This window comes from Nonomuraea sp. 3-1Str (genome assembly GCF_031570565.1).
GTDB lineage: Bacteria > Actinomycetota > Actinomycetes > Streptosporangiales > Streptosporangiaceae > Nonomuraea.
The window spans coordinates 126,618-148,076 of sequence record NZ_JALHBK010000021.1 but is presented as its reverse complement, the minus strand read 5'-3'; the positions used below and the strand labels follow the sequence as shown (position 1 = coordinate 148,076).

Annotated in this window: 20 protein-coding genes and 2 tRNA genes; 13 read left to right on the top strand and 9 right to left on the bottom strand. The window is 71.0% G+C overall.

The window, feature by feature from the left end; all coding sequences use genetic code 11:
• The first annotated feature begins 79 nt into the window (after positions 1 to 79).
• The 6 genes from MTP10_RS29030 (at position 80) to MTP10_RS29005 (ending at position 6,147) form a co-directional block, all read left to right on the top strand.
• Positions 80 to 1,153: an NAD-dependent epimerase/dehydratase family protein gene (locus MTP10_RS29030; RefSeq protein ID WP_310713086.1), complete on the top strand. Its 1,074-nt coding sequence runs from the start codon at positions 80 to 82 to the stop codon at positions 1,151 to 1,153.
• 30 nt (positions 1,154 to 1,183) lie between these two features.
• Complete coding sequence (locus tag MTP10_RS29025; RefSeq protein ID WP_310713061.1) at positions 1,184 to 1,609, top strand: molybdenum cofactor biosynthesis protein MoaE; 426 nt, start codon at positions 1,184 to 1,186, stop codon at positions 1,607 to 1,609.
• A 10-nt stretch (positions 1,610 to 1,619) separates the two neighbouring features.
• On the top strand, positions 1,620 to 2,666 hold the full coding sequence (locus MTP10_RS29020; protein ID WP_310713059.1) for a PDZ domain-containing protein: 1,047 nt from the start codon (positions 1,620 to 1,622) through the stop codon (positions 2,664 to 2,666).
• A gap of 129 nt (positions 2,667 to 2,795) precedes the next feature.
• The gene (locus MTP10_RS29015; protein ID WP_310713058.1) at positions 2,796 to 5,747 is read left to right on the top strand and encodes a UPF0182 family protein; all 2,952 of its coding nucleotides are present in this window, start codon (positions 2,796 to 2,798) and stop codon (positions 5,745 to 5,747) included.
• Between the two features lie 55 nt (positions 5,748 to 5,802).
• Positions 5,803 to 5,879, top strand: a tRNA-Met gene (locus tag MTP10_RS29010).
• A 191-nt stretch (positions 5,880 to 6,070) separates the two neighbouring features.
• A tRNA-Met gene (locus tag MTP10_RS29005) sits at positions 6,071 to 6,147 on the top strand.
• A gap of 235 nt (positions 6,148 to 6,382) precedes the next feature.
• Here the strand turns inward: MTP10_RS29005 and MTP10_RS29000 are convergent.
• On the bottom strand, positions 6,383 to 6,901 hold the full coding sequence (locus MTP10_RS29000; RefSeq protein ID WP_310713056.1) for a GNAT family N-acetyltransferase: 519 nt from the start codon (positions 6,899 to 6,901) through the stop codon (positions 6,383 to 6,385).
• A 102-nt stretch (positions 6,902 to 7,003) separates the two neighbouring features.
• On the opposite strand from MTP10_RS29000, the gene MTP10_RS28995 reads away from it, so the two are divergent.
• Positions 7,004 to 8,257 carry a serine hydrolase domain-containing protein gene (locus MTP10_RS28995; protein ID WP_310713054.1) on the top strand — a complete coding sequence of 418 codons (1,254 nt, stop codon included), beginning with the start codon at positions 7,004 to 7,006 and terminating at the stop codon, positions 8,255 to 8,257.
• A 159-nt stretch (positions 8,258 to 8,416) separates the two neighbouring features.
• Here MTP10_RS28995 and MTP10_RS28990 read toward each other — a convergent pair whose 3' ends face one another.
• The 5 genes from MTP10_RS28990 to MTP10_RS28970 form a co-directional block, all read right to left on the bottom strand.
• Positions 8,417 to 8,611, bottom strand: coding sequence for a hypothetical protein (locus MTP10_RS28990; RefSeq protein WP_310713052.1), 195 nt, complete (start codon positions 8,609 to 8,611; stop codon positions 8,417 to 8,419).
• A 40-nt stretch (positions 8,612 to 8,651) separates the two neighbouring features.
• Complete coding sequence (locus MTP10_RS28985; protein ID WP_310713085.1) at positions 8,652 to 8,921, bottom strand: WhiB family transcriptional regulator; 270 nt, start codon at positions 8,919 to 8,921, stop codon at positions 8,652 to 8,654.
• 128 nt (positions 8,922 to 9,049) lie between these two features.
• On the bottom strand, positions 9,050 to 9,310 hold the full coding sequence (locus tag MTP10_RS28980) for a hypothetical protein (RefSeq protein ID WP_310713049.1): 261 nt from the start codon (positions 9,308 to 9,310) through the stop codon (positions 9,050 to 9,052).
• Between the two features lie 108 nt (positions 9,311 to 9,418).
• Complete coding sequence (locus MTP10_RS28975) at positions 9,419 to 10,291, bottom strand: acyl-CoA thioesterase II (protein WP_310713047.1); 873 nt, start codon at positions 10,289 to 10,291, stop codon at positions 9,419 to 9,421.
• Positions 10,292 to 10,387: 96 nt separating this feature from the next.
• Positions 10,388 to 12,427: an ATP-dependent DNA helicase UvrD2 gene (locus MTP10_RS28970; RefSeq protein WP_310713084.1), complete on the bottom strand. Its 2,040-nt coding sequence runs from the start codon at positions 12,425 to 12,427 to the stop codon at positions 10,388 to 10,390.
• A gap of 154 nt (positions 12,428 to 12,581) precedes the next feature.
• Between MTP10_RS28970 and MTP10_RS28965 the strand changes: the two genes are divergently transcribed.
• On the top strand, positions 12,582 to 13,490 hold the full coding sequence (locus MTP10_RS28965; protein WP_310713045.1) for an alpha/beta hydrolase: 909 nt from the start codon (positions 12,582 to 12,584) through the stop codon (positions 13,488 to 13,490).
• A 78-nt stretch (positions 13,491 to 13,568) separates the two neighbouring features.
• Positions 13,569 to 13,817, top strand: coding sequence for a mycoredoxin (locus MTP10_RS28960; RefSeq protein ID WP_310713043.1), 249 nt, complete (start codon positions 13,569 to 13,571; stop codon positions 13,815 to 13,817).
• Positions 13,818 to 13,912: 95 nt separating this feature from the next.
• On the opposite strand, the gene MTP10_RS28955 is transcribed toward MTP10_RS28960, so the two are convergent.
• Positions 13,913 to 14,290, bottom strand: coding sequence for a hypothetical protein (locus tag MTP10_RS28955; protein ID WP_310713041.1), 378 nt, complete (start codon positions 14,288 to 14,290; stop codon positions 13,913 to 13,915).
• Between the two features lie 62 nt (positions 14,291 to 14,352).
• Complete coding sequence (gene nudC / locus MTP10_RS28950; RefSeq protein ID WP_310713039.1) at positions 14,353 to 15,327, bottom strand: NAD(+) diphosphatase; 975 nt, start codon at positions 15,325 to 15,327, stop codon at positions 14,353 to 14,355.
• 136 nt (positions 15,328 to 15,463) lie between these two features.
• Here nudC and MTP10_RS28945 point away from each other — a divergent pair, with 136 nt between their 5' ends.
• From MTP10_RS28945 to MTP10_RS28930, 4 genes are read left to right on the top strand one after another with little or no spacing between them, the layout of a single operon-like run.
• Entirely contained in the window at positions 15,464 to 16,618 is a 1,155-nt protein-coding gene (locus MTP10_RS28945) for a siderophore biosynthesis protein (RefSeq protein WP_397334527.1), read from the top strand.
• Positions 16,615 to 18,243 carry an IucA/IucC family protein gene (locus tag MTP10_RS28940; protein ID WP_310713036.1) on the top strand — a complete coding sequence of 543 codons (1,629 nt, stop codon included), beginning with the start codon at positions 16,615 to 16,617 and terminating at the stop codon, positions 18,241 to 18,243. Before MTP10_RS28945 ends, MTP10_RS28940 begins: the two co-directional genes overlap by 4 nt.
• Position 18,244: 1 nt before the next feature.
• The gene (locus tag MTP10_RS28935) at positions 18,245 to 19,846 is read left to right on the top strand and encodes an IucA/IucC family protein (RefSeq protein ID WP_310713034.1); all 1,602 of its coding nucleotides are present in this window, start codon (positions 18,245 to 18,247) and stop codon (positions 19,844 to 19,846) included.
• Positions 19,843 to 20,916, top strand: coding sequence for a type III PLP-dependent enzyme (locus MTP10_RS28930; protein ID WP_310713033.1), 1,074 nt, complete (start codon positions 19,843 to 19,845; stop codon positions 20,914 to 20,916). Before MTP10_RS28935 ends, MTP10_RS28930 begins: the two co-directional genes overlap by 4 nt.
• On the opposite strand, the gene MTP10_RS28925 is transcribed toward MTP10_RS28930, so the two are convergent.
• Entirely contained in the window at positions 20,876 to 21,370 is a 495-nt protein-coding gene (locus tag MTP10_RS28925; RefSeq protein WP_310713031.1) for a nuclear transport factor 2 family protein, read from the bottom strand. The genes MTP10_RS28930 and MTP10_RS28925 overlap by 41 nt on opposite strands.
• Positions 21,371 to 21,459: the final 89 nt, after the last annotated feature.

Genomic DNA, 21,459 nt, shown 5'->3' with positions numbered 1-21,459 from the left:
CGCTCTACCTCGTGCAGGATGGAGGAGTCCACATCCGCCACGTTAGTCGTCCTACGGCGGATCAGTGCAAAGTGAGGACCTGGTGCCTACCTCGAAACGCCCGCGCCAACCTGTCGTCGCCGTCACGGGCGCCGCCTCAGGGCTGGGCCGCGAGCTGCTCGCAAAGCTCGTATCCTCCGCGGATTTCCGCAGGGTGGTGGCCATCGACGAGGAGCGCGGCGACGTCCGGGAGGCGACCTGGAGAGTCATCGACGTCCGGGATCCGCTCTTGGCGAACCGGATCTCCGACATCGACGTCCTGGTCCACCTGGCCGGCGACTACGCGGTCGACTCCGACCCGCGTGAGCGCCGCGCGTACAACCTGAGAGCGGCGCAGACCGTGCTCACCGCCTCCGCCGCGGCGCGCGTGCGGCGGGTGGTGCTCGTCACGAGCGCGATGGTGTACGGCGCGGCGCCGGAGAACGACGTGCCGCTGCCGGAGGACGCCGCGGTCGCGGCCGAGCCCGACACCGGCGTCGTCGGCGACTACCTGGAGATCGAGGCGCTCGTGCGCCGGTCGCTGCGCAGCCATCCGGGGCTGGAGGTGACGGTGCTGCGGCCCGCCGCAGTCGTGGGGCCCGGGGTGGACACGGTCATCACCCGCCACTTCGAGTCGCCGCGGCTGCTGACGGTCAAGGGGTGCTCGCCGCGCTGGCAGTTCTGCCACGTGGACGACCTGCTCTCGGCGCTGGAGCTGGCCGCGCGGGGCGTGGTCACGGGCGTGCTCGGGGTCGGCTCCGACGGCTGGCTGGAGCAGGAGCAGGTGGAGGAGATGGCGGGGCTGCGCAGGTTCGAGCTGCCCGCGGGGCTGACGTTCGGCACCGCGCAGCGGCTGCACCGCCTGGGCATCACCCCGGCGCCCGCCACGGACCTGCACTACGTCGTCTACCCGTGGGTGGTCGACTGCGCCAGGCTGCGTGAGGCCGGCTGGAAGCCGGCGTGGACCAACGAGGCCGCGTTCCAGCAGCTCCTGGAGCTGCGCGAGAAGGCGACGACCGTGGTCGGCCGGCGCCTGCCGGTCAAGGAGGCCACGCTCACCGCGGCGGGCGCGACCGTCGCCGTCATCGGCACGGCCGCCATCGTCCGCCAGGTACGCAGGAAGCGCCGCCAGTGAGGCCCGGGGCGGTTCGGTAGGCTCTGGTCCGTGGACGTCATCCGGTTGCTCGGCATACGTGACACCTCGCTCTCCGTGCAGGAGGTGCTCGCCGCCGTGGGCGACCACGCCGCCGGTGGCACGACGCTGTTCGTGGGCACCGTACGCGAGCAGGACCACGGCAAGCCGGTGACCCGCCTTTCCTACTCCGCGCACCCGTCGGCGGGCGACGAGCTGCGCCGGGTGGCCGAGAAGGTCGCCGCCGACTTCCCCGTGACCGCGCTCGCGGCCGTCCACCGGGTCGGCGACCTGGAGCTGGGCGACATCGCCGTGATCGTCGCCGTGGCCGCTCCGCACCGCCAGGAGGCGTTCGCCGCCTCGCGCCGGCTGATCGACGACCTCAAGGCCGAGGTGCCGATCTGGAAACATCAGGCGTTCGCCGACGGGTCGGCCGAGTGGGTCGGCGCCTGCGAATAAGCTCGTCTCCATGTCGCGTCGCGCCTTGACCCTGCTGGTTGCGGGCTTCCTCGTGCTCTTGCTCGGCGTCGTGGGCGCGGTGATGAAGGTTCCGTACGTGGTGCTGAGTCCGGGACCGACCGAGAACACGATCGGCCAGGTCGACAAGAAGCCGGTGATCACCATCTCCGGGCGGCAGACCTATCCGACCACCGGCGAGCTCAACCTCGTGACCGTCGCCTACCAGGGCGGCCCGAGCAGCCGCATCGACCTGCTGACCGCGCTGCGCGGCTGGATCGATCCCGACGTCGCCGTCGTGCCCGAGTCGGCGATCTTCCCCGAGACCCGCTCGCAGCAGCAGGTCGAGGAGGAGAACACCGTCGAGATGGCCAACTCCCAGGACTACGCGACGGCCGCGGCGCTGGGCGAGCTGAAGATCCCGTACGGCACGGCCGTGTCGGTGCTGTCCACCGAGAAGGGCAAGCCGGCCGACGGCAAGCTGCGCAAGGGCGACGAGATCACCGCGGTCGGCGGCAGGACGGTCGCGAACGTGGAGGGCATCTCCGAGGCGGTCAAGGCCGTCAAGCCCGGTGAGAGCGTGGCGTTCACCATCACCCGCGGCAAGGACAAGCTCGACGTCTCCGTGCCGACCGTGCAGGGCGCGGGCGGCAAGGCGGTCGTCGGCATGGTGATGCAGGCGAAGTACAAGTTCCCGTTCGACGTCGACATCAACGTGGGCGACGTCGGCGGGCCGAGCGCCGGGCTGATGTTCTCGCTCGGCATCCTCGACAAGCTCACGCCGGGCGAGCTGACGGGCGGCAAGGACATCGCCGGCACCGGCACCATCGACCCGTCCGGCGCGGTCGGCCCGATCGGCGGCATCGCCCAGAAGATGGTCGGCGCGCGCAAGGCCGGGGCGACCGTCTTCCTCACGCCGGCCGACAACTGCGCCGAGGCCCTGAAGGCCGTTCCCGACGGGCTTCGCCTGGTCAGGGCCACCTCGCTGCACGAGGCGGTGCAGGCGCTCGACGCGATCCGCACGGGCAAGGGAGAGGTCCCGGCTTGCGCCGCCGGATGAAACTTCCGCCGATCCCCGTGCGTTAATCGAAGGGCTGGCACAGCGGTGTAGGTTGCCAGACACGGACCGTTTGTTCATCACGACGAGGGGTTGGCCTTGAGCTTCCGGACCCCAGGCGCCGGCCGGGCGATGCGCTTGCCCCGCCGGCCGAGACTGCTTCTGCCTGTCGCGATCGCGCTCGTGGCGATCGTGGCGTTGTTCTTCCTTTTCTCCGGTGTCTACACCGACTATCTGTGGTTCGACTCGGTCGACTACACCTCGGTGTTCTCCGGCGTGCTGCTGACAGAGATCGTGCTGTTCCTGGTCGGGGCGGTGCTGATGGTCGGCATCGTCGGCGGCAACATGCTGCTGGCCTTCCGCACCCGGCCCATGTTCGGGCCCGCCATGTTCGGCGGGGGCAGCGGCGCCGACCGCTACCGGATGGCGCTCGATCCCCACCGCAAGCTGATCTTCATCGTCGGCATGGGCATGCTCGCGCTCTTCGCGGGCTCCTCCTTGGCCGGGCAGTGGCAGACGTGGCTGGAGTTCGCCAACGGGGTGCCCTTCGGCAAGACGGACCCGTTGTTCGGGTTCGACCACTCGTTCTTCATGTTCGACTACCCGTTCATCCGGATGGTGCTGAACTTCCTGTTCACCGCCGTGATCGTCTCGATCATCCTGGCGGCGATCACGCACTACCTGTACGGCGGGTTCCGGCTCCAGTCGCCCGGCGTCCACGCCTCGCGCGCCGCGCGGGTGCACCTGTCGGTGCTGCTCGGCGTGTTCGTGCTGCTGAAGGCCGTGGCCTACTGGGTCGACCGCTACGGACTGGTCTTCTCCGACCGCGGCTTCGTGGACGGGGCGTCCTACACCGACGTCAACGCCGTCCTCCCGGCCAAGACCATCCTGGCGATCATCGCGCTCATCTGCGCCGTGCTGTTCTTCGCCGGCGTCGTACGGCCCGGCGGCATGCTCCCCGGCGTGTCGTTCGGCCTGCTGGTGCTGTCGGCCGTGCTGATCGGCGGCGTCTACCCGGCGCTGGTCGAGCAGTTCCAGGTCAAGCCCAACCAGCAGCTCAAGGAAGCCGCCTACATCGATCGCAACATCAAGGCCACCCGCGAGGCGTACGGCGTCGACGGCACCGAGATCCTGCAGTACTCCGCGGAGTCCGACCCGGCCAAGGTGAAGACCGACGGCGACGCGTCCGTGAGCGGGGTGCGGCTGCTCGACCCGGCGCTGGTGTCGTCCACGTTCGACCAGACGCAGCGCATCCGCGGCTTCTACGGCTTCTCGGAGCAGCTCGACGTCGACCGCTACAAGGACGCGAGCGGCAAGCTGGTCGACCACGTCGTCGGCGTCCGCGAGCTGCTCGCCTCCCCCGAGGGCCCGAGCAACTGGATCAACGAGGCGCTGGTCTACACCCACGGCTACGGCATCGTCGCGGCGCCCGGCAACGAGGTCGACTACGGCGGCCTGCCGGCCTACGACGCCAAGGACATGCCGGTCACCGGCCCGCTGGTCAACTCCACCAAGCTGACGGAGTCGCGCGTCTACTTCGGCGAGAACAGCTCCAACGAGTACGTCATCGCCGGCGGCAACCCCAGCAATCCGCAGGAGCTCGACTACCCCGAGACCGGCGGCACCGGCCAGAAGAACACCACCTACGCGGGCAAGGGCGGCGTCCCGGTCGGCTCGTTCATCAACCGGCTCGTGTACGCGGCGAAGTACGGCGAGAAGAACATCCTGCTGTCGGGCGACGTCAACGACAGCTCGAAGATCCTGTACGTGCGCAACCCGCGGGAGCGGGTCGAGAAGGTGGCGCCGTTCCTGACCCTCGACGGCAACCCGTACCCGGCGATCGTGGACGGGCGCGTCACCTGGATCATCGACGGGTACACGACCTCGAACGAGTACCCGTACTCCCAGAGCGAGAGCCTGGGCGACATGACCCGTGACACGGCCGTCGACCGGCGGCTGGTCGCGCAGCAGCCGCAGGACAACATCAACTACATCCGCAACTCGGTGAAGGCCACGGTCGACGCCTACGACGGCACGGTCACGCTCTACGCCTGGGACGACAAGGACCCGGTGCTCAAGACGTGGGGCCGGGCGTTCCCCGGCATCCTGCAGCCGGCCGCCAAGATGAGCCCCGACCTGCAGAGCCACGTGCGCTACCCCGAGGACCTGTTCAAGGTGCAGCGCTACACGCTCTCGCGCTACCACATCACGAACGCCGCGGCCTTCTACAGCAACCAGGACGCCTGGAACGTCCCGAGCGACCCGTCGCAGGGCAACCAGTCGATCAAGCAGCCGCCGTACTACCTGACCACCACGATGCCGGTCCAGGACGCCAAGCCGTCGTTCTCGCTGACGACGACGTTCGTCCCCAGGGAGGGCCCGAACCTGGCGGCGTTCATGGCGGCCGGGTCCACGGTGGGCCAGGACTACGGGAAGCTGCGCATCCTGCGCATGCCGTCCAACACCGCGATCCCGGGTCCGGGCCAGGCGCAGAACAACTTCCAGAACAAGTTCTCCGGCGAGCTCGGCCCGCTGGGCCTCGGCAACGCCAACGTCAGGTACGGCAACCTGCTCACGCTGCCCTACGCGGGCGGGCTCATCTACATCGAGCCCGTGTACGTCCAGACCAAGGCCGGCACCGGCCAGGAGCCGTACCCGATCCTGCGGCGGGTCCTGGTGGCCTTCGGCAACAAGGTGGGCTCGGGCGACAAGCTGGAGGACGCGCTCGCGCAGGTCTTCGGCGAGAGCCAGCAGCAGGCGCAGCCCAACGACCAGCAGCAGGCCCAGCCCAACCAGCAGACGACGGCGCTGGCCCAGGCCATCACCACGGCGCAGAAGGCCTACCAGGACGCCCAGAACGCCCTGAAGGCCAACCCGCCGAACTGGGAGGAGTACGGCAAGGCGCAGAAGCGGCTGGACGAGGCGCTGAAGGCGCTGCAGGGCATCGGCACCCCGGCGCCCACCACCACGACGACCCCGTCGCCGGCGCCCTCGGGGAGTCCGGCGCCGACGGGGAGTCCGGCGCCCACGCCGAGCGCGACGCCCACCTCGTCGGCCTCGGCGACACCACAAGGGGGGACGTAGTCCCGGTTGATTTGCCACCGCCCCGCGATCCCTATAGTCTTTAGACACACACCGACGCGGGGTGGAGCAGTTCGGTAGCTCGCTGGGCTCATAACCCAGAGGTCGCAGGTTCAAATCCTGCCCCCGCTACCAGGTCAGAGGCCCGGAGGTTTTCCTCCGGGCCTCTGCTTTTGTGTATGCAGGTCTTCTGTGAATGCGGCGACGCTCTGCCTCGGTGAACGGCGTCACAGGCGCGGCGCTCTGTTTTCCGGTGGGTGTGGCAACGACGCGGCGTTCCTTTTGCCACAACGCCGGTATCCCTATAGGCTTCAGGTACACACCGACGCGGGGTGGAGCAGTTCGGTAGCTCGCTGGGCTCATAACCCAGAGGTCGTAGGTTCAAATCCTGCCCCCGCTACCAGGTCAGAGGCCCGGAGGTTTTCCTCCGGGCCTCTGCTTTTGTGCACGCAGCGCTTCAAGAACGCAGCGCTTGAAGAACGCAGCGCTTGAACAACAGCGCTTCAAGAACGCAGCGCTTCGTGAGCGCAGCGACGCTCCGCTTTCGTGAACGGCGTCACAGGAGCGGCGCTCTGTTCTCCGGTGGGTGCGGCAACGGCGCGACCTTTCTGTGACGTCATTCACATAAAGGCGGTTATTTACGCGAAAGTCATGGAGTAGATGCGGCGCGGCAGGCCGTGAAAGTCGGCCAGGCGTTCCAGGGTGAGGCCGTTCTTCTCCGCGACGCGCTGGGAGGGGACGTTGTCCGGGTGGATGATCGAGATCAGCCGGTCCACCCCGAGGACGTCCCGCGCGTGGTCGCGGCAGGCCGCGGCGGCCTCCGTGGCGTACCCCCTGCCCTGAAGGGCGGTCGGCACCAGGTAGCCGACCTCGATGAAGTCCTCGCCCTCGATCGTCTGCCGGACCAGGCCGCAGTTGCCGGCGAACTCGCCCGTCTCGCGCACCGTGAGCAGCCATAGCCCGTGGCCGTGCTCGGCGTAGCTGCGCAGGCTGGCCTCGATCCAGCGCCCGGCCTCCTCGCGCGTCCTGGTGCGGGGGTAGTAGCGCATCACCTCCGGATCGCCGAGCAGGGCGGCCATGTCGTCGAGGTCATCCGGTGTCATCTCGCGGAAGCCGAGCCGGGCCGTGGGGGCCGGGAGGCGGTGTTCGCTGGTCACGCGGGAGTTGGTCCCTTCTGGAGGGGTCTGCGGTCAGGTGTTTACAAGCTGACTGTGGTAGTAAAGGTGGCCAATGTTGCATATGAGGCATGAGGGATCAACATGACAACGCTAAGCCGGCGACGCCTGCTCCAGACGGGCGCCGCGGCCGTGCCCGCCATCGCGCTCGGATCGCGGCCCGCCCAGGCGGCGTCCGGCTCCTTGCTGGTCACCGGGGTCGTGCCGGCCGCGATGGCCGGGTTCGACACGGCGATGAAGAAGTTCATCACCGAGCGGGACATCTCCTGTGCCCAGCTCGCGGTGGCCAAGAACGGCAAGATCCTGCTGGCCCGCGGCTACGGCGTCTACACCAAGAACAGCAGCCTCATCCGGGTGCAGCCGACGTCGTTGTTCCGGATCGCCAGCCTGAGCAAGAACATCACCGGCGCCGCCATCGCCCGCCTCGCCCAGGACGGCAAGCTGAGCCTCGGCGCCTCGGTCACGTCGCTGCTGGGCCTGTCGGCCACGGCCGACCCTCGGCTGGCCAAGGTGACCGTGTGGCGGCTGCTCCAGCACACGGCCGGCTGGGACCGGGGCGTGTCGCCGGACCAGCTCTGGGCCGATCACACCATCGCCGCCTCGCTCGGCGTCTCGCTGCCGATCGACCACGCCGACATCATCAAGTGGGCCACGGCCAGGAAGCTCGACTTCGACCCGGGCACCAAGTACGTCTACAGCAACTACGGCTACATGCTGCTCGGCCGGATCATCGAGAAGGTCTCCGGGATGAGCTACGAGTCGTACGTCAAGCAGAAGCTGCTGGCGCCGGCCGGCATCACCCGGATGCGGCTCGGCCGCAGCCTCCTGGCGGAGACCGGGACCAGCGAGGTGACCTACACCTCGAAGTTCACCAACAAGACCGTGCTGAACGACTCCGGCACCGTCGTGCCGTACCCCTACGGCGGCTTCAACATGCCCAACCAGGACGCGAACGGCGGCTGGCTGGCCTCGGCCGTCGACATGGTCAAGTGGGGCTTCGTCTTCGACAAGGCCGGGACGGTGCTGAACTCCACGTCGCTCTCCCGGGTCTTCGCCAAGCCCGAGATCGGCGTGAACTCGAACGGCTCCTGGTACGGCTTCGGCTGGAGCGTGCGCAACAACAACGTCGGGACCCTGAACACCTGGCACAACGGGTCGATGCCGGGCACGTTCAGCTTCCTGGCGCGGGTGCAGAACGGCGTCAGTTACTGCGCGATCTTCAACCGGCGTGAGGAGACGGGCAGCCCGGACTTCGACTCGATCGACCCGATCCTCGGGGAGGCGATCGGCACCGTGAAGACGTGGCCGACGACGGACCTCGCCCCCCGGTACTTCTAGCACTTCCGACTCCACCGCACTTGTGACTGCACCGCACTTGTGACTGCACGAGCAAGGGGCCGGGCGCGATGATCGCGCCCGGCCCCTGGTGTGTTCACGGATTCCCGCGAGGGGTCAGGTGTGGACGGGAGATCCTGCGCCGGCGGCAGGATCTCCGCGTCACGCCTGCTGGCTCAGAGCCCTGCGGAGCCGATCGTTGGCTCGCTGGACCTGTCGCCGCGCCCGCTCCACGCGCTGGAGGCGGGAGATCAGGCGCTGCTCCTCCGCCTCTCGGTGGAGGGTTTGTATTCGGTCGTTGACCATGTCATGGCTGAGATACGGGACTTCCAGGCTGTGGGACATTCTGGTGCTCATGCGCTTTTCTGCTCTCTGGTGATGTGGCGTGAAAGGGATGTCAGGCAGCGACCGGGTGCTTGCGGGGACGCCCGCGGGGACGCTTGCGGGGGACGATGGTCCCCCGGAGGACCAGCTCGCCGCCCCAGACGCCCCACGGCTCCTCGCGCTCGAGCGCGCGGGCCAGGCAGGCCTTCTGGATGGGGCAGCCGCCGCAGAGCGCCTTGGCGAACTCCACGTCGTCCGGCGACTCGGCGAACCACAGGTCGGGGTCGGTACGACAGGGGATCTTGGCTTCGTCGATCAGGTCCATGATCGTCTTGGCCCCCATCTGCTTCTCCTTTTGATCGAACTTGTAGATCTTGGTCGGCACCTCGAGGTGGTCGGGGATCACGGACAAACAAGAAGGCCGCGGATCCTTGGTGCGGATCCGCGGCCTGGAGGCTGCTCTTGTGCCGGTCAGGTTATGACCGGAACATCCCTCCAGGGTTGCGGACCGCGCATTCCACCCTTGGTGATCTGCTGGGTCGGCACGTCGGTGCCTGCTGCGAAGACAGGAGCGCTCTTGGCGTCGGCACCGAGGTGGACGCGCGGGTAGGCGGGGGCCTGGCTACGGGCAGACTTCTCCTGCAGCGGCTTGGCGAGACCATCGGCCAGTCTCACCGAGTCACGGCATGCGGAGGCGAGCCACTGCGTGGCCGACATGTCGATGCTGATCACTGGGACTCACCTCCACTCTGGGATCGCCGGACAGGACCGTCCGACTTGCTTGACCATGACCCTAAACCGGGAACGCAGAACCCGGCAACCTATTTTCGACCTGCGATTTCACGACTTCGTGACACGGATCATCGCCTCCTGCACGACGGACACCACGAGGTCACCCGACGCGGTGAACATCTCACCGCGCGCGAGCCCCCGCGCCCCTCCGGCCCACGGTGACTGCTGCGCGTACAGGAGCCAGTCGTCGGAGCGGAACGGCCGGTGGAACCACATGGCGTGGTCCAGCGAGGCGCCCTGGATGTCGGAGGCGCCCCAGGCCATGCCGTGGGCGAGCAGGACCGTGTCGACGAGCGTGAAATCGGAGGCGTAGGCGGCCAGCACCACGTGCAGCAGCGGGTCGTCGGGCAGCTCGGCGTCGTAGCGGAACCACACGTTCGTCTTCGCGCTGCGCAGCTCGGGGTTGCGGTGGGCCTCCCAGGTCAGCGGCGTGGCGTAGCGGGCGTCCACCGGTCTGGGCCGCGACAGCCAGTCGCGGTACTCCGGCCGGTCTCCCACCAGCGCGTACATGCGGTCCTGGAACGTCGGCAGCGTCTCGGGGCCGGGCACCTCCGGCAGGTTTGTCGCCTGATGCTCCAGCCCCTCCTCGAAGATGTGGAACGAGGCCGACATCGTGAAGATGGCCTTGCCGTGCTGGACCGCCACGACCCGGCGCGTGGTGAAGGAGCGCCCGTCGCGCACCCGCTCGACGTTGTAGACGATCGGGATGGACGGGTCGCCGGGCCTGATGAAGTAGGCGTGCAGCGAGTGCACCGCCCGGTCCGGCGGCGCCGTGCGACCGGCCGCGACGAGCGCCTGCGCGGCGACCTGACCGCCGAAGACCCGCTGGATGCGCTCCTCGGGGCTGCGCCCGCGGAAGATGTCGAGCTCGATCTGCTCAAGGTCGAGCAGGTCGAGCAGCTCCTTCAGCGCCTCGTTCACGGGTCCCCCTTGGGATGAGCCATTAGTACGGCAAGTGTGACTTGTCGCCCATCTCTTACCAAACTTGGGTCAGCGGTACGTCAGCCGAGGTCGGGACTAGGAGGCCCCGCGGCACAACGACAGGACCGCCTCGCCGTACCGGTCGAGCTTGACGCGCCCGACGCCGGCGATCGACAGCAGCTCCTGCTCGGTGCGCGGCGCCCGCTCGGCGATCGCCTGCAACGTCACGTCCGTGAAGACGACGTACGGCGGGATCTTCGCGTCCTTGGCCGCGGCCGTGCGCCACGCCTTCAGGCTCTCCAGCAGCTCCTCGTCGTAGTCGGCCGGGCAGGAGGCGCAGCGGCCCAGCTTCTGCTCGGCCGCCGCCGTGAGCGTCTTCGCGCAGACCCGGCAGCTCACCGGCGCGGCCACCTGACGGCGTTCCTTCGCCGCGCCCGGCGCGCGGGAGGCCGCCGGGGCGCGGCCGGTCAGGCCGTCGAGGAAGCGGGAGGGCCGGCGGCCCTTGCGCCCACCCGGCGCGCGCGACAGTGCCCATGACAGCGCCAGATGGTGACGGGCGCGGGTGATGCCGACATAGAGCAGGCGGCGCTCCTCCTCGATCTGCTCGGGCGTCTCGGCGTAGATGATCGGCAGCATGCCGTCGGTGAGGCCCACCAGGAAGACGGCGTCCCACTCCAGGCCCTTGGCGGCGTGCAGGGAGGCCAGCGTGACGCCCTCGACCGGCGGCGCGTGCTGCTCGGAGGCGCGCCGCTCCAGCTCGGCGACGAACACCGGCAGGTCGGCGCCGTCGGCCGCCATGTCCTCGGCCAGGTCGGCCAGCGCCTTCAGCGACTCCCACTTCTCGCGGGCCTTGCCCCCGCCGGGCGGCGACGGCGTCAGGCCGAGGCCCGCGAGGATGTGGTGGACCTCCGAGGCCAGCGGCTCGCCCGACGCCGAGCGGGCCGCGCCGCGCAGCAGGACGACGGCCTGGCGCACCTCCGGTCGCTCGAAGAAGCGCTCCGCGCCGCGCACCACGTACGGCAGGTCCGCCTTGGCCAGCGCCTCCTCGTACGCCTCCGACTGGGAGTTGGTGCGGAACAGCACGGCGATCTCGCGGGACGGCACGCCCTGGTCGAGCAGCTTCCTGATCGCCCGGGCGACCCCGGCGGCCTCGGCCGGCTCGTCGTCGTACTCGTGGAAGCCCGGCCTGGGCCCGTCGGGCCGCTGCGCGACCAGCTCCAGGCGGTGCGGCGAGCGGCCCTTGGCGATGACGAGGTTGGCCAGATCCACCACCTGCGGGGTCGAGCGGTAGTCGCGCACCAGCTTGATCACGGCGGCGTCGGGGTGCTCGACGGCGAACCCGGTCAGGTAGCGCGGGGTGGCGCCGGTGAAGGAGTAGATGGTCTGGTTGGGGTCGCCGACCACGCACACGTCGTCGCGCCCGCCGAGCCAGGTGTCGAGCAGCAGCTTCTGCAGCGGGTTGACGTCCTGGTACTCGTCCACGACGAAGTAGCGGTACTGCTGACGGATCTGCGCCGCCACCTCCTGGTGCTCGGTCATCACCGCCGCGGTCAGCTCCAGGATCGTCTCGAAGTCGACCAGGTGCCGCTCGCGCCTGATCCGCTCGTACGCCTCGTAGAGCCGCGCCACCTCCTCGGCCGGCACCGGCGGGGTGCGGTTGTGCTTGGCGGCCGCGGCCACGTAGTCCTCGGGGCCGATCTGCGTGACCTTGGCCCACTCCACCTCGGCCGCGAGATCGCGCAGCTCCGACCGGTCCGCGCCGCGGCGGAGCTGCCGGCAGGCCTCCGCGAGGACGGGCAGCTTGGACTCGATCACCGACGGCGCCTCGCCGCCGATCACCCGCGGCCAGAAGTAGGTGAGCTGGCGCAGCGCCGCCGCGTGGAACGTGCGCGCCTGCACCCCCGGCGCGCCCAGCGCCCGCAGCCGCTGCCGCAGCTCCCCCGCCGCCCGTGTGGTGAAAGTCACCGCCAGCACGCTCGGCGCGTCGACCACCCCGCTGCGCACCGCGTGCGCGATGCGGTGGGTGATCGCGCGTGTCTTGCCGGTGCCCGCACCAGCCAGAACGCACACGGGCCCGCGCACGGCCTCGGCGACCGCGCGCTGCTCGGGGTCGAGGCCCGACAGGACGTCATCCACGCTGCTCACCTGTCAATCCTCCCAGCCGGTGGCGCTTACCCGTCCATTCTGGCAACATGCGGCCCGTCATCCGTTCATCGTCACCGAGATGCAAAGAACTGGTCTTTTCCCTCACAATGGGGCCCGACCACGTGCATGGGGGAAAGGGAAGACCGTGCGCACTGCGGTTCTCGTGGGGGCTCTCGCGCTCGCCGCCGTCACCGTCACCACACCGGCCACCGCCGAGGCGGCCAAGGATCCGACACCGGCCCCGGTGTCCACGTCCGACCTGTCCACGTTGAGCGGCCTGTCGTACGAGACCGTCTCCTACGGCCGGGAGCGCCGCCAGGACATGGACGTCTGGTGGACCGCGGACGGCACGCAGCGGCCGGCCGTCTTCCTCATCCACGGTGGCTGGTGGTCCAGCGGCGACAAGCGGCAGATGACCACCATCGCCCGGGAGTACGCCGACGAGGGTTACGCGGTCTTCAACCTCAACTACCGGCTCTCCGGCCAGGCGGCCTGGCCCGCGCAGCGCACCGACGTGCTGTCGGCCATCCAGACGGCCCGCAAGCACGCCGCCCGGTGGGGCTTCGACGTGAAGAACTTCGTGGTCGTCGGCTTCTCCGCCGGCGGGCACCTGGCGGCGTCGGTCGGCACGTACGGCGACGGGATGAACGGGCTCAAGGGCGTGGTCGGCCTGTCCCCCATCGTGTCGCCGCTGCGCGCCTACACCGACGGCGCCGTCACCACCGACCCGTACAAGCGCAAGCTGCGCGCCTCGGCGATCCAGCTCGCGGGCGGGTGCGAGCCCAAGGGCCGCTGCTCGCGGATCTGGGCCAGCATGGAGGTGGCCTGGCACGCCAGCCGCCACGACGCGCCGATGCTGACGGCCCACTCGGCCGACGAGTTCGTCCCGCCGGCGCAGAGCCAGCTTCTCAAGCAGATGCTCGGCCAGGTCGGGGTGCCGGTCACGGTCATCACCACGCCGGGAACGGCGCACAGCTCGGCGATGTACCGCCAGCCGGGCGTCGCCGAGCAGGTGCACCAGTGGATCGCGGAGCGGCTCGGCGGCCAGCTCTGACCTCGCAGGAATGACGGGGACTCCAGCCGTGTTGAAGGGAGCGGCCAGTCTCCTTGACCTTGGAGGGAATCGTCCGACATGGCGCTCACCGTCTACAGCACCACGTGGTGCGGGCCCTGCAAGTGGCTGAAGTCGCAGCTCACCCGTGAGGGCATCCCCTTCGAAGAGGTCGACATCGAGCGTGACCCCGCGGCGGCGGAGTTCGTGATGAGCGTGAACAACGGCAACCAGACCGTGCCGACGGTCGTCATCGAGACCCCGTCGGGCCGCGTCGTCCGCACCAACCCGTCGGCCCGCGAGGTGAAGGCGCTCCTCGAGGCCGCCTGACCCCCTCCGTCGCTCGTCCCTGCCCTGTCGAGGGACGAGCGACGTGGTAGAACTGGTCCTGAGGACCTGGGTGCCAAATTCACCCAGGTCCTCGTCTAGTGGGCGTGGCAGTCGATCTTCTGCTCCAGGCGGGCGATGTCGCCCTTGAGCTCGGTGCGGACGCTACGGATCTCGTCCCTGAGCTCAGTGCGCACATTGGTGATCTCGTGCTTGAGCTCGGTGCGGACGTCGGCGATGTCCTGCTTGAGCTCCGTGCGGACGTCGGCGATGTCCTGCTTGAGCTCGATGCGGACGCCTATGATTTCTCGCTTGAGCTCCACCACCGCGTCGGTGATCGCGTTGGTGACCGCATGGATGATGCGCTTCTCGGAAGCTTCGACCTTGACGTCCATTCGCGCTTCAGCCGCGGAGTGCTGGATCGCGATCTTCTGACGCTCGAGATCGAGGATTTCCTGCATGTGAGAGTCGTTCATGGGCATGACTTTAGCCTCCCGCTACCGAAGGTGTCTTCGAATCTACGCTAAGTAGCCGAGGCTTACCAGTCGCCGGTGAGGCGGTCGCCGTACCAGGTCTCGATGAGGCGGCGGGCGATGGAGACGGGCGGCGGGAGGCGGAGCTCGCCGGAGGCGATGGCCTGGGTGAGCTCCTCGCGGGAGAACCAGCGGGCCTCGACGATCTCCTCCGCGTCGGGAGTGAGCGTGGTCGTCAGGGCCTCGGCGAAGAACCCCAGCATGAGGCTGCGCGGGAACGGCCAGGGCTGGCTGCCCAGGTAGCGCGGCCTGGCGACCTGGATGCCGACCTCCTCGGCGACCTCCCTGATCACCGCGTGCTCCAGCGACTCGCCGGGCTCCACGAAGCCGGCCAGGATCGACATGCGGCCCTCCGGCCACCGCGGGCCGCGGGCCAGCAGGCAGCGGTCGTCCTGGTCGCGCACCAGCATGATCACGGCCGGGTCGACGCGCGGGAAGTGCTGACTGGAGTCGCGCGGGCAGACCCGGACGTGGCCGCCGGCGCGCACCTCGGTGCGGTTGCCGCAGCGGGGGCAGAACTCGTGGGCCGAGTGCCACGCCTCCAGCGCCACCGCGTGGACGAGCAGTCCGGCGTCGCGGTCGCCGAGCAGGCCGCCCGCCTGGCGCAGGCCCGCGGAGACGGTCTCGCCCTCGGGCGCGTCGAGCGGGCTCATCGGGACCGTGACGCGGCCGTTGCCGTCGCCGGTGGCTCCCCCGGGCAGCGGCGCCGCCACCGCGAAGTAGGCGACGTCGCCCTCGACGCCGAGCAGGTAGCGCTCCCCGGCCGGCGCCTCCTCCGGGCTGAACAGCACCGCCCGCACCTCGTCGCCGGAGCGCCGGACGAGCGTCTGGCCGTCCTGGATCACCAGCACCCGGGTCGTCGGCGCGGCCCAGGCACGTTCCAGCCACGCGTCGTCGGCGCGCAGCGCGGACGACCGGTCGATGGTGCCGCGTGCGAGGAGCAGCGGTCCGATCAGTTGCTCTTCCGCTCTCGTCTCCACGGGCCCACCCTTCCAAGTTCCGGATGTCATCCTATGACCCCGGCGTTAGCCTGAGGTTGCGGTATGGGGGCTCGGGGATGATCGTCGAGGGGCTAGGATCTGCGGTTAGGTAAGCCTTACCTGATCACATCCGGGGGTGCCACGCTTGCGGCTGTACCTGACCGCTCTCAAGCCGACCGACTCGGTGACCGACGGGTTCCTCCCGGCCGCCCGCGCGCTGGGCTGTGAGGTGACGATCCTCACCGACCGTCCCGAACGGCATCCGGACGCCGTCGGCTGCGACGTGCGCGACCCGCGCGCCCTCGTCGACGCCATCGCCGTTCTCGGCCGGCCCGACGCGATCTTCTCCAACTCCGACCACCTCCAGGCGGAGACCGCGCTGGCCGCCGCCTACTTCGGGCTGCCGGGCAAGGACTGGCGGGCGTGCCTGTCGGCGAAGAACAAGTTCCTGACGCGGCGCGCCCTCGCCGAGGCCGGGGTCGAGCGGGTCCGGTCCGTACGGCTGGCCCCGGGCGACGCCGTGCCGGACGGACTGCCGTACCCGCTGGTCGTCAAGCCGCGCGAGGGGGTGGCCAGCGAGGACGTGATGCTGGTCGAGAGCGACCTGGCCGGAGCGGTGGCGGAGGTCAGGCGGCGGCGGCCGGGCGAGGCGCTGGTCGTGGAGGAGTACCTGGAAGGCCCGCTGCGCACGCTGGAGACGCTGGGCGACGGGTCGGCGGTCCGGGTGCTGGGCGGGTTCGCGACGACGCTGGGGCCGCTCCCGCACTTCGTCGAGGAGCGGCTGGACTGGGCGCCGGACGGGCCGCACGAGCATGTGCTGGCCGCGCTGGCGGCGCTGGGCGCGGGGTTCGGCGCGTGCCACACGGAGTACGTCGTCACCGCGGACGGGCCGCGGGTGGTCGAGGTGAACTACCGGCTGATCGGCGACCACTGCGACTTCCTGCTCGCCGACGTGCTGGGGGTGCCGCTGTTCGAGTGGATCCTGCGGGTGCACCTCGGGGAGCCGCTGTCCGCCCTGCCGGAGACCCACCACGGCTCCGGGTACGGCAGCGCGGTGAGCGTGGTGGCGGACCGGTCGGGGACGATCACGTCCGCGCCGGGTGCGGAGACCGTCGTGTCGGACGGCGTGCGGCTCTGGCACCGGCCGTTGCGCTCGGCCGGTGAGGTGGTGGAGCGCACCCACACCAACCGCGACTACCTGGGCGTGATCCGCGCCGTGGGGCCCGACCGCGACCGGGTGGAGGCGGCCATCGGCGGCTATCGGGCGGCCCGGCCGTGGGTGATCGCGTGAAGGCCGTACGCGACCGGGACGTGCGGGGTCCGGCGAACGAGGCGCGCGGTCGGGCGGGCGGCGTGGGCGATCAAACGGGCGAGCAGCCGGGCGACCGGGCGGGCGATCGGGTGGACGGGCACCGGGCCGGGCGGGAGTCGGAGCTCGCGGCGCGGGTGCTGAACGCGCTGCTGCGCGAGGACTACGGCCGCCTGTCGGCGCGGGTCACCCGCAGCCGCGACGGCGTGGGGCTGCTGCTCGCCGGGGACCGGGTGGTGCGGCTGGCGCCGGGCGCGCTGTTCCAGGACTTCGTGGTCGCGCCCGGCGAGCGGCTGACGCTGGCCGAGGTGCTCGGCACGCTCAGGGCGGTGGCCGACCCGGCCGACGCCGAAGGGGTGGCCGTCTTCGCCGAGGAGTGCGCCCAGGCCCTGACCGCCTGGGACCTGCACGACGAGCACGCCGCCGCGGTGCTGGCCCGCGGGCCGTCGTACGAGACGCTGGCCGCGTTCGCCGACCACCCGGTGTACCCGACGTCCCGGGCCCGGCTCGGCCTGTCGGCCGATGACCTGCTCGCGTACGCGCCGGAGTTCGCCCCCGCGTTCGAGCTGCGCTGGGCCGCGGTGCCGCGCGCCCTGCTCGCGCCCGGCTCCGCCGAGCTGCCGCCCGACCTGACGCCCCCGCTGCCCGCGCCCGGCCCGGACGAGGTGCTGTTCCCCGTGCACCCCCTGGCCGTGGACGAGGTGCGGCGGATCGAGGGGGTACGGCTGCTGGACGAGCTGTGGACGACCGTACGGCCGACCCTGTCGATGCGCACGGTGGAGGTCGCCCCGCGCACCCACCTCAAGCTGCCCGTCCCCACGAGCACGCTCGGCGCGCGCAACCGGCGCTCCATCAAGCCGGGCACGCTGCGCGACGGGGCCGCGGCCGAGCTGCTGCTGCGGCGGCTGGCCGGTCCGGGCGTGCTGGTCGCCGACGAGCAGACGTACGCGCACGCCGGCCACGAGTACCTCGCCTGGATGGTGCGCCGGCTGCCCGAGGGCGTGATCGTGCCGGTCGCGGCGCTCAACGCCCCCGGCGTCCTGGCCGAGCTGGACGAAAGGACGGGCGGCGACGTGCTGCCCACCTACCTGCGGCTGCTGCTCGGCTGGAACGTGCGGCTGTTCGTCCGCTACGGCGTCGCCCTGGAGGCCCACCAGCAGAACCTGGCGCTCGTCCTCCGCGACGGCCGCGTGGACCTGCTCGTCAAGGACAACGACGGGCTGCTCGCCTCACCCGCCCGCCTGGCCGCGGCCGGCGTCGGGACGCCCGCCTTCGTCGACGAGCGGATGCTGACCGACGACCCGCACGCGCTGGCGGACGTGTTCGTCACCATCACCCTGCACCTGGCCGCCGCGGCCGTCGTCTTCGGCGCCCTGCCGCACCGGCGGGCCGCCGCCCTGCTGCGCGACACGCTGGCCGAGGCGCTCGACGAGCACGGCGACGACCCCATGGCCCGGCTGCTGCGGGCCCGGACCCTGGAGGCGGCGCGGCTCACCGGCAAGTCGATGATCACCGCTGGGACGCTGGTGGCCAAGGAGCGGTCGGGCGCCCGCGACGTCAACAAGTTCTACGGCACCAGCGGGCCCAACTACCTGAGGAGAGCTTGACATGCACGGTCTGGTCCTCGGCGCGCCCAGCTCACCGGCCGAGGAGGCGACGCTGGCCGCGCTGCTGCGCTGCTGCGTGCGGGAGGTGGCCGGGCCGCGCGGCCTGGTGTGGCCCGCGCCGCCGTACGTGCTGCTGCGGGTGGGGGGCACGCTGCTGCGGGCGCGTACGCGCGGGGGCGCGGCGCTGCGCTTCGACGGGCCGCCGGAGCGGCTGGAGCGCGGCGCGTGGCAGCCGCTGACCTCGGACGAGCTGGTACGGCTGGCGGAGGCCGAGCTGGGCGGGACGGAGCTCCAGGGCGGGCCGAACGAGGAGTTCGCCGGGCAGGTGGCGGCCAGCCGGGAGGCGGTGGCGGCGATCCTGCGGGAGCGGGCCGGGGCCGAGCCGCCGGCCGACCCGTGGCTGGCCTCCGAGCAGGCGCTGGTGTTCGGGCATCCGTTCCATCCGAGCCCGAAGGCGCGCGGCGGTGACCTCTGGGAGCGGTACGCGCCCGAGACGCACGCCCGCTTCCCCCTGCGGCTGCTCGCGGTGCGGGAGGACGTACTGGCCGAGGAGGGCGACGCGTCGGCCCTCGACCTGCTGGGCGAGGCGCCGCCCGGGCACCGGCTGCTGCCCGCGCATCCGTGGCAGCTCGACCTGCTGATCGACCGGCTGGGCCCGGCGCTCGGCGACGCGCTGACCGACCTCGGGCCGGGGCCGGTGGTGTCGCCGACGTCGTCGGTCAGGACGGTGTACGCGCCGGACGCGGGGCTGTGCCTGAAGTTCAGCCTGGACGTGCGGATCACCAACTGCGTGCGGAAGAACGCCTGGTACGAGCTGGCCGGGGCGGTGGAGCTGACCTCGCGGCTCGGGCCGGTGTTCGAGCGGGTGCGTGAGGTGTTCCCGGGCGCGCGGTGGCTGCGGGAGCCGGGCTACCGGTCGGCAGCCCTGGGCACGCGGCTGCTGGAAGGGCTCGGGGTGATCGTCCGGGAGAGCCCGTGGCGGGTGTGCTCCCCCGGCGTGGCGCCGGTGCTGGCGGCGGCGCTCGCCCTGGACCCGGCCGCGGGCGGGCCGGCCCCGTACGGGGCGGACGCGATGGAGCGGGACCCGCTCGGGTGGTGGACGGCGTACGTGTCGGTGGTGGCGCCGCCCGTCCTCGACCTGTTCTTCACGCACGGCGTGGTCCTGGAGCCACACCTGCAGAACGTCCTGGTCGGCCTCGACGCGACCGGCCTGCCGCGTGAGGCGGTCTTCCGCGACCTGGAGGGCGCCAAGCTGGTCGCCGGCCGCCATGATCTGGGCGGCCTGCCGTCCCGCGTGGCGGAGGCGCTGACGTACGACGCCGAGCGCGGCTGGGCCCGGGTCGTGTACTGCCTGCTGGTCAACCACCTCACCGAGGTGGCCGCGACCGTCGCGGCGCGGGGCGGCGACGAGCTGCTGCGCGAGCTGTGGCGGGCGGCCCGCGCCGTGTTCGCCGCCGAGACCGACCGGCTCGGCCGGCCGCTGCCCCTGCCGGAGCTGCTGGCCGGCGCCCCGCTGCCGGCCAAGGCGAACCTCGCGGTCCGCTGGGCCCGCGCCGCCGACCGGGCCGCCGGGTACGTGCCGATCGCGAACCCCCTCGCATGATCCCCGCCGGTGTCCGCGACGCCGCCGCCCGCCTCGGCGACCTCCCCGCCTACCTGTACGACCTGCCCGGCCTGGAGGCCCATGCCCGGTCCGTACGGCAGGCACTGCCGGGCGTCGAGCTGTACTACGCGGTCAAGGCCAACCCCGACCCCGAGCTGCTGCGCGTGCTGGAGCCGCACGTGGACGGGTTCGAGGTGTCCTCCGGCGGCGAGCACGCCCACGTGTCGGCCCTGTTCCCGGGCAAGCCGCTGGCGCTCGGCGGGCCGGGCAAGTCCGAGGCCGAGCTCCGCCTGCCGCACCACCGCCTCCACGTCGAGTCGCCCGGCGAGCTGCGCCGCCTGCTGGCCACCGGGCTGGAGGCCGACGTGCTGCTGCGGCTCAACCCCGGGCTCGCGGTCGAGGGGGCCGCGCTGACGATGAGCGGGCCGTTCGGGATGGACGAGGCGGGGGTGGCGCAGTGCCTGCCGCTGTTCACCGACCGCGTACGGCTGCGCGGCGTGCACGCCCACCTGGCCAGCGGCCTGGACGCGCCCGAGCTGCTGCGCCTGGCCCGCCACCTGCTCGACACCGATCATGACGAGGTCAACCTGGGCGGCGGCATGGCCGTGGACTACACCGCTCCGCGGGCGCGGTTCGGCTGGGCCGAGTACGGCGAGGGGTTGACGGGGCTGCGGCGTCCGGGGCAGCGGGTGCGGATCGAGCCGGGCCGGGCGCTGACCGCGTACTGCGGCTTCTACGCGACCCGCGTGGTGGACGTCAGGCGCGTGCACGGCCGGGCGTACGCGGTCCTGCTGGGCGGCACCCACCACCTGCGCACGCCCGTCGCCAAGGGGCACGACCAGCCGTTCGAGGTGCTGCCGGAGGGACGGGGCCAGGGCGTGACGGACGAGCCGGTCACGCTCGTCGGGCAGCTCTGCACGCCCAAGGACGTCTTCGCCCGCGACGTCGTCACCTCGGTGAGCGTCGGCGACGTGGTGGTGTTCGCGTTGGCCGGCGCCTACGCCTGGAACATCTCCCACCACGCCTTCCTCATGCACCCTCACCCGGAGTTCCGCCACCTGACGGCCTGACCGGCGCCCCTTCGACGGGCGCCACCGGGCCGTCGGCGGGCGCGTGGAACCATGCCGCTCCACGTCGGGTGTCCATGTACTCGCGGATCCGTCTGATCAGGCCGGACTCCAGTTCGAAGATGAAGCAGTAGTCGTTGTCGTAGTGGCCGCCGTGGGCGAGGGTGGCCCGCAGGCGCATCTCGACGACCACGGTGTCGCCGTCGGCGTGGAAACCGCCGAAGTCCATGGACACGTCGTCGACGAAGACCGTGGAGAACTCCTGGGTCAAGAACCGTACGATGCGTTCCCGGCCGACGAGATGGTGCGTTCCGTCGAGGGCCAGAGAGGTCGCGTTGCCGGGCGGGGCGAGCCACTCCGCGTCGTGCGTAAAGACGTCGCGGACCCGGCTCGCGTCTCGCGTGGCGAAGACGCGCCACGCGTCGATGACGAGCTGCTTGTTCGATGCCGCACTCATGGGCCGACTCCTTGTGCAGGTGGATGGCCCAGGATTCTCGCGGGTCGCGGATCAGTGATCTGGTCAGATTCGGCCAGACTCGGCAGTGG